The organism is Streptosporangium sp. NPDC049248 (genome assembly GCF_040678965.1).
In the GTDB taxonomy this organism is placed as follows: Bacteria; Actinomycetota; Actinomycetes; order Streptosporangiales; family Streptosporangiaceae; genus Streptosporangium; species Streptosporangium fukuiense.
In genome coordinates this window covers 1-12,992 of record NZ_JBFAQY010000064.1, presented here as the reverse complement: position 1 = coordinate 12,992, position 12,992 = coordinate 1, and the positions used below count along the sequence as shown (strand labels likewise).

The following is a 12,992-nucleotide window of genomic DNA, read 5'->3' as shown; positions in this document are numbered from 1 at the left end:
GCCGAGGTGCGGCGCTGGCGCGAGGTGCGGGTGCGCGTCGGCAACCGCGGATACGACCTCACCTTGGACGTCAGCAAAAGTGTCAGCCTGCTGCACGCTCTGTCGGGCCCCGAGGTCGGTGTGGCGGTCGAGACGGTGTTCGCCGACAGTGTCGTCGAGACCATTGCCGCCGTGCAGGAGTGGGTCGCCTACGGCCAACGTGGTCACCAGGGCGATGACGAGCTCGCCGAGCGCATCGCCTCCAGCGGCCTGCTGGGCTGGGTCATGTGGCACCAAACCGCGCGCCCGGTCGACGGTCAGGCGCCGGATCCCCATCTGCACGCTCACGTGTTGATCGCCAATATGGTGCGCGGTGTGGATGGGAGGTGGTCGGTCAGCGTGCAGTGGCGCCGACTCGGCGCCGATGGCCCGGCCCTGGTCGTCGAACGAGTGAGTCCGGCCTACATCGCCGCCGGCGGCCTGAGCCATGGGACCGCGATGACGGTGGCCGCCGCCCAAGGCCTGACCAGCCAGCACACCCTCATCTACGGCATGGGACTGGACCCGCACACCCTGTACGCGGCGATGAGCCGCGACCGCATCAGCGTCCACCTGTACCTGCCGCGCAACGTGCTGGAGTCCGACGCAGACCGCGCCCAGCACGGCGAGCCGCGCAACCCGGCTGAGGAGCTGCACCGCGCTCTGGACGCCTACGCCGCGACCCTGCAGGGTGATCGCGCTGATCGGCTCCTCACTCCCGAGCCCGAGCCGATCGCCGCGGTGCGGGCCCGTGAACTGGAGGCCATCGAAGCCGCGGCGGCCCAGGTGGTGGCCGCCCGCGTGGCGCTGAACGAGGTCACCCGCCCCGACCGCCCGCACGGCCTGCTCAGCGACGAGGCCCTGCAGGCCCGCATCAAGGCCACGGCTGCGCGGGTGAGGCAGCTAGCCGAGCAGGTCGAGGACGAACGGCGCCGCGACCGCGAACAAGCCGGGCAGGTCGCCGCCATTCGCGCCCAGGTGCAGGCCGAGCTCGTCGACGAACGCGACCGCCTCACCCACGTCCTGGACCAGGCCCACGCCGCCGGCAGTCGGCGCCAGGACGCTCAGGCCACGCACCGTCGCGCCGAACAGCGCGTTACCCAGCTGCAGGCGGCACTACGCGAGAAGAACAGCGGCCTGCGTTCCTGGCTGCCCAGCGGCGAGCGCACCCGGCTGCAGGAGCAGTTACAGGAGGCCACCCAGGAACTGGCAGGCGCCGCCCGCCGGACCGAGGCCGCTACCCGCGCCGAGCAGGCCGCGCTGCACGCCGCGCGGCAGGCCTCCCCTTCGTGTGCGAACACCGCCGACCTGCAGGCGCGACACCGACTCCTGACCGGCCGCACCTCCTTCACCACGGTGGTGGAGAAGGAGATCGCGGCCCGCCTGGAGCAGGTCATGCCGGGCTTCGCCGACCGGCGGCGCGTCGAGGCCGCCCGTCTCGGCTTCCGCGCCACCGCCAACTCCCTCGCCGGCCAGCACCAGCGCGCCGCCCACCTGCTGGCCACCTTGGTCGGCGAGCGAGACCACCGCCGCCAGCTCGGTGACACCGTCCGGCGCGGCCAAGACCACGCCCGCCGCGATCCGGCCGCGGCGGACCTGGCCCGCTCCCGGCGCGAGCAGGCCCGCGCACAAGCCGAAGCACGCCAACGTCTGGCCGCCCCTGGGTCCGCCCACCGGCCACCCACCATCAAGGGCCCCGGCCGGGGGTTGAGTCTCTGACCCACGGCGGCGGAGTTCCTGAAGTTTCCCGAGTCCCCTACGCGCGGGTCAGGTGCGTGGTCGTCGCGGCCCGAAGTTAGGACGATAGGAACAAATACATGGCCTCGGAGGCTGCAACATCGTTGTGGACTCCAGTCGACACGCGGGCATAGATGTCGCTAACGGCACGTTTAAGCCGGTCGCCCCGACTCTTGCTATTTACATGGTCATCGATATGTGCCTTGAGTCGATTGAGGCGCTGCTGATCGCCAAGCTTGATGGTGTTGCCCTGGCCGTCCGTACGTGTAGACGTCGTCGCCGGGAAGAGGGCATCAGCAACAGCGTCGATTAGACGTCGGACACTGTTCATCGCACCGGCGATCGATTCAGGGTCACCGGCAGAGATGTTGGTATACGCCGATTCAATCTTACGTAGCGCTTCTCCGGGAATTTCAGCAAGGATGGTGTCAATATCGGCTTTCGCCGTATTGAACATTTCTCCTTGGTGGGCCGAGAAGCGCAACAAATAGAAGTGCTTTGAAACGAACGTGTGGAGCACATTCACGACGGCAGTGAGAACGCGTCGGTATTTTACGACGATGTTGCGAACACTGCTGATGTGACCGCGAATTTCACGGAGAGCAATTGACGCATATTCTCCGGAAACGTCTGGCAGGCGGAGGTTCTTTAGTTCTTCTTCAAGACCCTCGGCGCACGGCAGGCAGCTGGGCCCGCCCGAGGAGACAGCGGCGGCCCGGAAGTGTTCGGTACGCCTGCTCGATGAGCGCCGTCTCCAGCTTGACGCTTACCCCAGGGAGTGAGAGGCAGCGCGTCCGCGGGCGGCTGGAGTGGAGTCGAGGTTAGCCACCGCGGCGGCGACGACGAGCATCTGCGTAGGCGCCGCTCGCAGGTGCTGCTATCAGCCTTGTGCATGCGCTTGGCCAAGCCACCAACGGAGCTGACATAACGGCGGTGAGGTACTCGGCGGCCAAGACCTGATCGCCAAGCTGGACCGCTGACCTGCTGAATGTCACATTTAGCGGTCTTCTCGTCTCTACCAGCCGACGTCCAGCTGGGCGGGCTGAGAGGAAAGAACGTAGTGATCCAGGTGTTCATGGCCCTACGAGGCGTGATCATGGAGGCGGGCGTTGACTGATAGCCGGTCAGCTGCGGTTACGCCACTTCCAACTCATGTGTCCGTCTTCTCCAAGGGCGAGCCGGGTCCGATAGTGGAGAGCGTGGACTTCGCGGACTTTTATCGAGAAGAGCGCTCAGCGTTAGTCGGATTTGTCATATCCCACGGAGCCAACCTTCAAGAAGCGAGCGACGCGGTCCAAGCCGCCTTCGCCGCAGTGCTTCCACCACGATGGGAAACCATTCGCGAGCCCCGCGCCTATCTGCGGACGGCCGCGCTTCGCGAGTACTACCGGTCGGCTCCGCGTGTCGCTGCGGTCGTTGAGTTCGTCGAGGAAGCCCCGGAACCAGCGGGTAGGTCAACACTGCTGGACTTCGTGGAGGCCGACGAGGGCGCTCGGTGGGTGATCTCAATGCTGGCCACCCTGCCCCTGAAACAGCGTCAAGTGATGGCCTGGTACATCGACGGCTACTCCTACGCTGAGATCGCCAAGATGTTGCGCATCCCGGTGACAGCTGTCCGCAAGAACTTCAGCAGGGCCAGGCAGGCACTCGAGGACTACCACTTCGGCCAGCAGAGGGACGCAGGATGACAAGCCGAAGCACTAACTTCCGCTTCGCTGACGATGAGTTCGAGGCGCTGCTGCGCCAGGCACACGCGACCCAGATCGCTGAACTCAACGCCGGTTGGGACTTTGACGCCGGCTTGGCCGACGTCTATGCCCGCGCTGGAGGGACTCCGCCCCCGTCCACGACCGCCGCATTGAGCGACCCCGTTGGCCTTGAGCTTGATGACCAACACAACACTGCTGAGCTCGACGCGGTCGAGGATGTCTGCGCTCACATCGAAATGATCGATGCCCTGCTCGCGGCTGTAAGCAAGATCGGCGAGGGGCCTGTCCTGCACAGCAGCTACTTGAGGATGGCCCGCCAGTATCTGATGCAGCTGCGCCTCGGTCTAGCTGGCCGTCGGCTTACCGCCCCGCAGGCATTCGGCCTGATCAGCACGGTTAATCACGACCTCCGAGAGGCAGACCGTGCGCTGCGGCTCCACCACGGTCTTTCGCTGGAACAGGCCCTACATGAGCGTATCGGCGAGCTCAGGGAGATCAACACCGATCTCAGCCATCAGATGGAGATCCTCGACGACAAGGTCATGCGGCTGTTCAACGAGGCTGACGAGCCCGCCTCCCTCACCCCGACCCCGCATTGAGCAGGAAGGATCCTCCAGTGGGCAAGGCAGAGCGCAACCGGAAACGACGCCGGCAGCACAGCGGCCGTGGCGGGGCATGGACGGATGTACCGCCAAACGCCGTCCGCGGTGGCACCCAGGCCGCAGTGACCCTGGCCGCCGACATATTCGAAGAGACCCAGATGCCGTGCCGGGCCATTTTCATGGACGATCCGATGCTCGGCGGTCCCCAAGCCACGGTTATCGGCATCCAAGCCGACGGCAGCGTGGTCACCGACGGCAAAGCCATCAACCCCAGCCCCGTCGTGCTCTTCGAACCCGTCAAGGCCATGATGGTGAAGGACACGCGAACTGGCACCGTTCACGAGGCTCGTACCGAAGGAATCATCAGCGGTGGGTTTCACCGAGTACCCCTTGGAGTCATGGCCAGCATGCCCGCCGAGGGTTGGGGCCTGTACCGGACCGCCACCGGCCTGATGTTGCGCGACACCTTCGGCGGCGTATGGGCGGAAGGGACACTCGACCTGGATCCGGCGTGGGTGTCGGAGGCCACCAGTTATGGCTGGGTCACCGTCTTATTCGGTCCCCGCCTCGGTATCCGGGTTCCTCCAGGCAAGAGCGCCCAAAGCTACACGCTGCAGCAGCGGATCGCTGAGTTCCGGCAGGGCCGCAGCGAAGGTCTTTGCGCTGCGGCCAGCGTCAAATGGCATCCTGCGGTGCCGAAGGAGACCATGAGTTGGGTGCTGCTGCCGGCAGGGATCTTCGGTCAGCCGCTGCCACTGGCTTACATGCCCCAGTTCAACTTCACCCACTTGGGCGGGCCTGAGACATTCGGGTTCGTGCAGACCCCGGAACGGTTCGCTGACGTTCCTACTGCCCTCGGCTTGGCGGCCGATGTGACCCCCACCGACGTTGATCTGTTTCAGCCGCATCTAGATGAAGGCCTGAACTTCGTCGGCGGCTACCGGGTTTCTGCGGGCGCTACTGATCCCGGGTACACCGCCTGGCGTAAGGATGCCCACGCTCACGGCCGGATCTTGGTCATCACCGGCCATCAGGACTTCCCCGCAGGCCCCGAGTTTCTCCACGACAAGCCCCAGGACGTCGTGGAGCGAGCTCGCCAGGTGGTGCGCTCCTCCTACGCCGCGACCGTCTTGGTCAGCGAAACGCCGCGTAGGCCGCCCCTTGCATAGAACCGTGAAAGAGACCCGGTAAAACTCGCACGCCTGAAAAACTGCAAGCCCTCCCCTTCCCCGGCCAGCAGCTGGCTCACCCACCACGAGCGAGCTGCTCATACCGAAGCCGAGTCCGAGTCACCGCCTGGTCTTTACGGCTTATCGCCGAAGGAACCGGCATAGCGCTGGCCCTCGAAGTTGTCGTCACCTTCACCAGATAGATCAGCACTGGCTACTGCTCATCGTGCCGAGGTTCCTCGCCGCCCGGACGGAGGAGCTCGCTCTGCCTGCGCGTGGCCTGCCCAATCGGCTGGTCTCGGCTTGGGCACCAGCCATTAATCCCGTAGTACGACACACCCTGATTCGGTAGTGCACATTCCGTTAAGCGAAAGGAAAGCCGTGGCCGACTGGCACGCGCGCAAGGAAGTCGGGGACCAGCACGAGCATCGGGTCGCACGAGAGCTGGAAGATCGCGGCTGGACAGTTCATTTCTGCGGCCAAGGCACCTACCCGCCCGCCATCCAGCAGGCGTTGAGCCGCACCGACTCCCAACTGCGCCAATTCCCCGATCTGATCGCCGCCCGTGGCGCCGATGTGATCACCATCGATGCCAAAACCCGGATGTCCAGCCTCCACACCAGCCGCTACGCCATCTCCCGTAAATGCCTCATCGCTGGACTGCACTTCCTGGGCACCCACGCCCCTATCCCCCTGTATTACGTCTTCGGCCAGATGGGCGTCCTCACGCCCGCAGAGGTCATGCACTACGGTTCCATCGGCTTCCGCAGCCCGGATGGCTCCTACTACCTGGTCAACAGCCATCTGGCCCATCGCTTCGATGACGTGTTCGGCGCACCGGTGAGCTTGGTGACGGCATAGCTCGTGCGACGCATTGCCGCCATCCTGCGCTCCGATGGCACCGCCACACTGCCCCAGACAGTCGATGATCAGGTTCGGGTTTCGCCCATGATTCTCTACTCCCCGGATAAGTTGCGTTATCCGGGGAGTCATGAGGCATACCGCCAGAATCGCCGTCCCGGTGATCGCTTGCTCGCTGTTCCACAACCGTGGAAGTGGAACACCTTGCTTGCGCCATCCTCCGAGCCTTGAAAACCACCCCCGAACCGTTCCGGAAGTCGTTCCACAAAGACTGTTCCACAACCACGGTACGGAGACGAGTTCCGGTATGGTTGGCCGATGGCATCGGCTTCCGATCATCCTTCGCGCGGACTCGAACTCGGCTACGCCCGCGTCTCGACCACCAAACAGAGCCTGGAGCGCCAACTCGACGCCCTTGCCGCGACCGGCATCCCGGCCGAACGCATCTACACCGACAAGAGGACTGGCACCACCGTCGAACGCGACGGCCTGACCACCCTGCTCGCCTACGCCCGAGCGGGCGACACCATCGTGGTGCACACCCTGGACCGGCTGGGGCGCAACCTGCGCGAGGTGCTCAACCTGGTGCACGGCTTGGCCGAGCGCGGTATCGGCGTGCGCTCGCTGGCCGACCCGCTGCCGATCAACACCACCGATGAGGGCATGGGCCGCATCGCCTTCCTGCTGCTGGCGCTGTTCGCCGAGATGGAGCGCACCTTCACCGCTGAGCGCGCCGCTCACGCCCGTGCTGTCGCCGAGGCCGCCGGCCGCCACGTCGGCCGGCCCGTCGCCCATCCCGCCGAGAAGATCGAGTACGCCCGGCTACTGAAGGCCCAAGGCGAATCGCTCGGTCAGATCGCGGCCAAGACCGGTATCCCCAAGACCTCCCTGCATCGCTACCTCGCCGATGCCGTCCAGGGGACCGGAGCACTGGCGTGAGCGATCAGGAACCAGATGCCTCCGCCGCTCTGTCTGACCTGACATGGTGGAGCGAGGATCCCGAACGGTGGGAGCTGCTGGAATTCGAAGGCCATGACGATAAGAACGGCCTGCCCACCGACTTGTGGTGGAAGGGCCGGCGTCAGGTACTGGAAGCCCTGATCCGTATTCCGGGCCCCGTACCTGCGGATTTCGCACAGTTCTTACTGGTTAAGGAAACGCGTTGGCATGGACACGGCTGGGGGTCCAGTCACAGCATCGAGATCGCGGCCCTGCTGGTCGCCGAAGACCGCCGTATTGAGGACGTCTGGCTCCTGTGGGAAGCGATCGTCAGGAGTTTCGACACCTGGTGCGGCCTGCCTCACCGCCTGCTGTCCGGAATCTCTGGAGCACCTCAGACTGTCACCGGCCATGCAGGAGCCCTACATCAGGGAGAACTACCGGCTGGCGCACCACATCCAGCTCTACGACGGGATACACGACGTGCTGCAGCGCGGTCTGCGAACCGCCGTGGCCACCGGCAAAGACGGTCCCCACGCTCGCGCTCTGCTGGCCGACCTCGATGTCCTGCCGCTGCGGGCTGGGCTACGAATGATTGTCGTCCAGAAGAGTGCGGTGGGAACGGATGAACGCCACTGCCATGACGGTTCCGCAAGCGATCAGGGGTAGTCCCCAGAGCCGACGCGGTGCCCACTGGTCAATGACGATCAGCAGGCCTCCGGCCAGCACCTCGATGGTCAGCAGCCATCCGAGGATCCGTCCGAGGCGCCAGGTTCGGGAGACCATCAGCAAGACCGCAAGCACCAGCGCGGCCACGATTCCCGACCACCCAAAGGCCAGATAGTTCCAGCCGGACTCGTCTGGGTGAGAGCTGCCTGCGATGGCCGCCATGATGCTATCCCCCATGAACCACTGGATGATCGATAGGGGAAAGCTGACGACGATCATGATGAAGTACCCATAGATCTGATCGCCAAGATGGTTGTTGATGGTCGCCCAGGCAAGGTACGTGATGGCCGCGAGATAGGCGATCACCGTGGTCGTCTGCCAGGATCCAGCTGTCGGTCGATGGTGACCGTTTGGTGCTTTCAAGACGCATCCCGTTCAGATTGATGTCATCAGGCTAGTACTCCAGTGACGCTTTGCGATCTTGGTGGTTGTGGTTGGCATGGAGACGGCCACCGCGTGATCATTCGGAGTTTGTGAAGACATCCGAAGATCGCGTGATGGCCGTGGCCGACACTGTAGACCCTGATGGCTGGATGGTCACCTTAACGACCTGATGGGCAGGATCGTCGGCTGCTTCGGCCGCTTCGGCCGCTTCGGCCGCATTGAGCCGCGGCGTACAGCCGGCGCGTACGTGCGTGGCCTGCTGTCCGACCTCGAACGCAAGAACTCCTGGAACCTGGCCTAGGTGGCTGGTGTTAAACGGCCGCTTAGCGATCATGGTGGAGCGTCACACCCACAGAGCGTCCATTCCGGAGGCAGATTCGGCCTCCAAGTGGAGTGTGTGCTCCCGATCCTTACCGTTTTTGACGGCTTGGTGGAGGGACCAAGATTACTTCGCGCGAAAAACACCAGCCTCCTAGCACGCCGGATCGACTTGGCCCGCAGGCCATGCTCCCGCACTACAGGCCAGGCCCTGCACTGGTCACAATGGCGCCGCCATCAAGCCGCCGCTCGACGCTGCCACTACCAGCGCAGACCCAAGCATGATCGCGAAATGTCACTGGAGTACTAGCTGACCTCCCCGATCAGCGGCTCCGGCCAGGTCAGGCCCGGCCGGAGCCGCCAATCGCCCAGGTGCGGCGAGCGGCTTACAGGAAGCCGTCGCCCTTTGCCCTTACGCCGCGGTAGAAGAGGTCGGCGTAGTCGTTGCAGACTTCCCGCCGCGTTCCCGGCACGCCGTAGATGCCCTTGAGAGCCGCGCAGATCCGCTTCGTCATAATCGTATGGAAGGCGGAGTCCACGCTCGGGCGCTTCGAGCGCGGCAATCCGCGAAGTGTGCTGCTCTGCGGTTGTGTGGTGTTGCGGATGAGGCCGTAGCCGTAGTCGTGCGCGTCGCAGGCCGACTTGAAATTGATCCACGACTTGGGCTTATCGCCGATGAGCGGGGCCGAGCAGCCGTCGTTGGTGATGCCGTAGACCGAGCCACCGGTAAGGGTGCTCTTCCAGAACGGCGTGCGGTACTCGTAGCCGCTGCCCTTCAGGATGTCCACCTTGGTACTGCACCGGCCGTACAGCATGTAGTCGGCGGCGTAGGTGCAACTGGCGGCGGCGGCGCGCAACGTTGGCGGCTGGGTGGCGGTGGCAAGCTTGCCGGCAGCGGAGTAGGTGAGCGTCCACTTGCCCTCGCTCGGCGTGTCGAGCTGGGTGATGTTGCCCGCGCTGTCGTAGGAGTACGTCCAGGTCTTGACCGGATCGCCGTCGATCTGCCGGTCATCGCGTACTTCGCGTAGCCGCGTGAGGTTGTCGTACCTGTAGGTGATCGCCGTGACAGATGCTGTGTCGCCCGCGGCATCGTAGGAGATGGCCTTGAGCTGGCCGGTCACATCCCCGAACACGGAGCTTGTGGCGGTGGTGGAGGTGGCGTAGTTGAAAGTCGCCGAGGAACAGCCGGTGGCGTTGGCCAGGCTGCAGTCGTCCTGCGGCGTGAGGGGTTGGGTGATCTGCCCGACTCGGCCTTGAGCGTCGTAGGTAATGAGCGTCATGCCGGTGTCAGCATTACCCATCTTGGTGATCAGGTAGTCAGATCCGATATTGGACCAGGTGTAGCTGAGTCCGGTGTCCGCCGTGTGGGTGAAGGTGCCGTCGCCGTTCTTCACGACCGTTCCGCCTTCGGTCGCGGTGAAGGTGCCGGGGTTGGCGGGGTCGGCGAGGAAGCGCAGCGATGAGGTGCCGGTTGTCTCGTTGATCTGGATATAGCCGCTGGCGCTGTTGTCCTTGAGCCGCTTGCCCAGCACACCGTCGAGTGGCTCCAGGCGCCAGTTCGGACCCAGGACCTTCTCGTTGGGGTGGGTCAGGTCGATCCGCTGGCCCGCGCTGTGGCTGCGGGTGGTGAGCAGGCCGTCGGTGTCGAGATCTGTGGCGCTGGTGATCCATACGCCGGTCTCGGGTTCGGGGCGTCCAGGCCACAGATCCTTCGGCGCGGGCCCGGGGTCGGCGGGGTCGTCGCCCTCGCCTGGGGTGATGACCCCGTCGGAGGTGACTTCGAGGAAACGCACCGGCGACCAGAGCGTGCAGGCCGAAGCAGCCTTCCAGCGCCGGGCCGCGGGTCTCGGCTACCCCGTGCCGCAGATCGTCGACGACGGCGCCGACGGTGTTGAGGCGGGCCGGTACTTCTTCACCGAACGCAGCCTCGGTGAGACCTCCTTGCACGATGCGGCCCTGGCCGGGGCCGATGCCCACGGCCAGGTCGCCGAGGCCGTCATCGACGCCGCGGCCGCCATCTCGGGCCGGCTGCTGGCGGCCCAGGCGCGTACCCCGCTGCCAGGCGGCCCGCAGCAGGTACGGGCGTGGATCAGGCAGGCCGGATTCACCGACAACGTCTTCGCTGAGAACCCCGACCTGGACACTCCCCGCACCCGCGCGGCGCTCGATCGCGCCGCCGAGCGGTTGAGCGGCGTGCCGATGTGCCACAGCCACCTGGACTACGGGCTGCCCAACGCCTTCCCCGCCGGGGTGATCGACTGGCAGCACCACGGCCCGGCCCCGCTGGGATACGACGTCTACCCGATGCTCGACATCGTCGCCTTCAAAGGCGGCGGCAAGGGATACCGCATCAGCCCGGCGCAACGAGCGCGCTACCTGCTCGCCCTGGACTCAGCCGCCCTGGAGGCGTACGGCCGGCCGCTGAGCGGTTACCTGCCCGACTTCCTGCTGGTCAAATGCCTGTTCTTCCTGGCCCTGATGCGGCCCGCCGACCCGCAGCGCCGTGACAAGCACCTCAAATGGCACTACCGCCGCGCCCTTTTCCAGATGGGACTGGAGCACTATGAGGACTGCACCACGATCGACACCGCCGCCTTCCCCACCCTGGCCGAGTTCACTGCCGGCACCGCCGCCGGAACTCGATAACCCGCTCGCCAGCCCGCTGCCGCTGGTGCGCGACCGCGACTACCTGATGGACCGCCACGGCGTGGTCTTCAAAGTTATCGGCGACGTCCACCCGGGCAGCCACTACCTCGGCTACGTCAAGTACCACCCCGACCCCCACGGCGACCGGCAGCTGCTGGGCCGCACCTACCGGCAAAACAGCGTGGTGTCGAAATCCTTCGGCATCTTGGCCGAGCGGCCCGAATGCTACGTCTACTCCGACGTGCTGGGCTGCGTCATCACCGGCCTGCCCCGAGGACAGGTGGCCCTGCACCACTCCTGCCGGGCCACGCTGAGCACCATCCACGCCAACCCCCACCTGGTGCGGAATGCTCGCGCGGGCGCGGACCTGCTGGCCATCATCGACCGGATCGTCTCCCTGGGGGCTCGCGAGCTGTTCGGTATCACCGGCTCCTTCCTGGTCGGCTGCTTCACCGACCGCTCCGACATCGATCTGGTCTGCTACGGCCCCGACGGCTACGCCGCAGCCCGAGAGTTGTTCGGCGCGGGCGACCTGATCCGGCCCTACGCCGGCGACACCCTCATGCAGCTGTATCTGCGCCGGGCCAAATACATGACCGGCAGCGCCTTCGACACCCTCATCAAGCAGGAACGACGCAAGTTCCAAGGACTCACCGCCCACACCGGCGCGCACATCAACTGCGAGCCGATCCGCTGTGACTGCGACCAGACCTTCGCCCGCACCACGCCCAAAGAGATCGGCCACATGGCCCTGCTGGCGAAGATCACCGACCACCGCGAAGGGCTGGTCACCCCCGCCCTGTACGGGATCAAGGTCAAGACGATCCTGTCCTCCACCGTGGACGAGCCCGACTCCTTCGCCCGCAAGATCACCCACATGCGGTCCTACCTGGGCGCCTACACCGGCGCGTTCCGAACCGGCGACATCGTGCACCTGTCGGGCAAACTCGTCCACACCCAAGACGACACCCAAGACGCCCACCGCAGCGGCTTCGGCATCGAACTCACCCCATGGAGCGTGACCGAGTCCTACCTGGCCACCCTCACCGGGTAGGCGCCGCCGCCCTGTCCGCGACCGAGCAGGACCGGGGGGAGCGGGCCGCCCGCACCGGCTGCGCCACACCTACGCCACCGCCTGGACCTGGGCGGTGCCGACCCCACCCAGGCCCAGGCACTCATGGGCCACACCTCCCCGGCGACCACCGCCACAGCGCGCTGGTGCCACCGAGCAGGCCGCCGGCGCCGAGCACGTCTTCGCGTAGCCGACCCCGACCCCGACTCCGTTGGCGTGGCCTGCCCTTCTAGGCCAGCAGGCGGAGTCAGCGCGGGTGCTGCTGGTCATCCGGCGATGCGATGACGTTGTTGGCGGCGGCGAGCACAATGCCGAAGGTGGCCCCAGCAACACCCAGCGCCTTCGGCCAGGAACTGCCGTCCGCCACCACGAGCGCCGCGGCGGTGACCGCCAAGACGAACGCGGCGCCAAAGACAACAGCGGCTCGAACACTGATGAGAGGCATGTGATCCCCCAAGGCGTTGGGCGAGGCCTGGTGACCCCGCGCTGGCCTACATCATGGAGATCTGCCGCGTTAGTGTCAGTCTCCCCTGTTTCAGCAGGTCAGAAGGGAAAAAGGGCGCCATCCCACCCGGACGAACCTAACCCCAAGGGGTGTCACGACCGTCCGGCCCGCCAGGGGAGTGCGCGTCGCGGCGGTGATCTCGTCGGGATGTCACCCCTTGGGTTTCCGCCATCGTCGAGCGCGTCTTCGCGTAAGCCGCTCAGAGGGTGTTGCTGAACCTCGCCGTCGCTGTTGATCATGCGAGCGATGTGCCACCTGGTGACTCCGACGCGGCTATTCGGCTGAGGACGGCCGGTCCGAGTG

13 protein-coding genes are annotated in these 12,992 nt (G+C 65.6%); 9 read left to right on the top strand and 4 right to left on the bottom strand.

Features of this window, described 5'->3' with window-relative positions; all coding sequences use genetic code 11:
- Positions 1-1,737: relaxase domain-containing protein (locus AB0K21_RS44385; protein WP_364159193.1), on the top strand; the 1,737-nt coding region annotated here is incomplete at its 5' end.
- Positions 1,738-1,813: 76 nt separating this feature from the next.
- Here AB0K21_RS44385 and AB0K21_RS44380 read toward each other — a convergent pair.
- Positions 1,814-2,281, bottom strand: a complete 468-nt coding sequence (locus AB0K21_RS44380) for a hypothetical protein (RefSeq protein ID WP_364159190.1) — start codon at positions 2,279-2,281, stop codon at positions 1,814-1,816.
- Positions 2,282-2,954: 673 nt separating this feature from the next.
- On the opposite strand from AB0K21_RS44380, the gene AB0K21_RS44375 reads away from it, so the two are divergent.
- The 5 genes from AB0K21_RS44375 (at position 2,955) to AB0K21_RS44355 (ending at position 7,035) form a co-directional block, all read left to right on the top strand.
- Positions 2,955-3,443 (top strand): RNA polymerase sigma factor, encoded by a 489-nt coding sequence (locus AB0K21_RS44375; protein WP_364159187.1) that lies wholly within the window; start codon positions 2,955-2,957, stop codon positions 3,441-3,443.
- The gene (locus tag AB0K21_RS44370; protein ID WP_364159184.1) at positions 3,440-4,063 is read left to right on the top strand and encodes a hypothetical protein; all 624 of its coding nucleotides are present in this window, start codon (positions 3,440-3,442) and stop codon (positions 4,061-4,063) included. Before AB0K21_RS44375 ends, AB0K21_RS44370 begins: the two co-directional genes overlap by 4 nt.
- Before the next feature lie 17 nt (positions 4,064-4,080).
- Complete coding sequence (locus tag AB0K21_RS44365) at positions 4,081-5,235, top strand: hypothetical protein (protein ID WP_364159181.1); 1,155 nt, start codon at positions 4,081-4,083, stop codon at positions 5,233-5,235.
- 381 nt (positions 5,236-5,616) lie between these two features.
- Positions 5,617-6,096, top strand: a complete 480-nt coding sequence (locus tag AB0K21_RS44360; protein WP_364159178.1) for a hypothetical protein — start codon at positions 5,617-5,619, stop codon at positions 6,094-6,096.
- A gap of 318 nt (positions 6,097-6,414) precedes the next feature.
- Positions 6,415-7,035: a recombinase family protein gene (locus AB0K21_RS44355; protein ID WP_364159175.1), complete on the top strand. Its 621-nt coding sequence runs from the start codon at positions 6,415-6,417 to the stop codon at positions 7,033-7,035.
- Between the two features lie 585 nt (positions 7,036-7,620).
- Here AB0K21_RS44355 and AB0K21_RS44350 read toward each other — a convergent pair.
- Positions 7,621-8,070, bottom strand: coding sequence for a hypothetical protein (locus AB0K21_RS44350; RefSeq protein ID WP_364159172.1), 450 nt, complete (start codon positions 8,068-8,070; stop codon positions 7,621-7,623).
- Between the two features lie 247 nt (positions 8,071-8,317).
- Here AB0K21_RS44350 and AB0K21_RS44345 point away from each other — a divergent pair, with 247 nt between their 5' ends.
- Positions 8,318-8,449, top strand: a complete 132-nt coding sequence (locus tag AB0K21_RS44345) for a hypothetical protein (protein ID WP_364159196.1) — start codon at positions 8,318-8,320, stop codon at positions 8,447-8,449.
- 403 nt (positions 8,450-8,852) lie between these two features.
- On the opposite strand, the gene AB0K21_RS44340 is transcribed toward AB0K21_RS44345, so the two are convergent.
- Positions 8,853-10,259, bottom strand: coding sequence for a phospholipase A2 (locus AB0K21_RS44340; RefSeq protein WP_364159169.1), 1,407 nt, complete (start codon positions 10,257-10,259; stop codon positions 8,853-8,855).
- On the opposite strand from AB0K21_RS44340, the gene AB0K21_RS44335 reads away from it, so the two are divergent.
- Positions 10,240-11,112, top strand: a complete 873-nt coding sequence (locus AB0K21_RS44335) for a phosphotransferase (protein ID WP_364159166.1) — start codon at positions 10,240-10,242, stop codon at positions 11,110-11,112. The genes AB0K21_RS44340 and AB0K21_RS44335 overlap by 20 nt on opposite strands.
- A gap of 25 nt (positions 11,113-11,137) precedes the next feature.
- Positions 11,138-12,166 carry a hypothetical protein gene (locus tag AB0K21_RS44330; RefSeq protein WP_364159163.1) on the top strand — a complete coding sequence of 343 codons (1,029 nt, stop codon included), beginning with the start codon at positions 11,138-11,140 and terminating at the stop codon, positions 12,164-12,166.
- Positions 12,167-12,431: 265 nt separating this feature from the next.
- Here the strand turns inward: AB0K21_RS44330 and AB0K21_RS44325 are convergent, their stop codons facing one another.
- On the bottom strand, positions 12,432-12,629 hold the full coding sequence (locus AB0K21_RS44325; protein WP_343976881.1) for a hypothetical protein: 198 nt from the start codon (positions 12,627-12,629) through the stop codon (positions 12,432-12,434).
- Positions 12,630-12,992: the final 363 nt, after the last annotated feature.

What these genes read in the sequence shown, in the direction of transcription:
- AB0K21_RS44370 (WP_364159184.1), top strand. Translation starts at nt 3,440, where the DNA reads ATGACAAGCCGAAGCACTAACTTCCGCTTCGCTGACGATGAGTTCGAG.
- AB0K21_RS44355 (WP_364159175.1), top strand. Translation starts at nt 6,415, where the DNA reads ATGGCATCGGCTTCCGATCATCCTTCGCGCGGACTCGAACTCGGCTAC.
- AB0K21_RS44345 (WP_364159196.1), top strand. Translation starts at nt 8,318, where the DNA reads ATGGGCAGGATCGTCGGCTGCTTCGGCCGCTTCGGCCGCTTCGGCCGC.
- AB0K21_RS44325 (WP_343976881.1), bottom strand. Translation starts at nt 12,629, where the DNA reads ATGCCTCTCATCAGTGTTCGAGCCGCTGTTGTCTTTGGCGCCGCGTTC.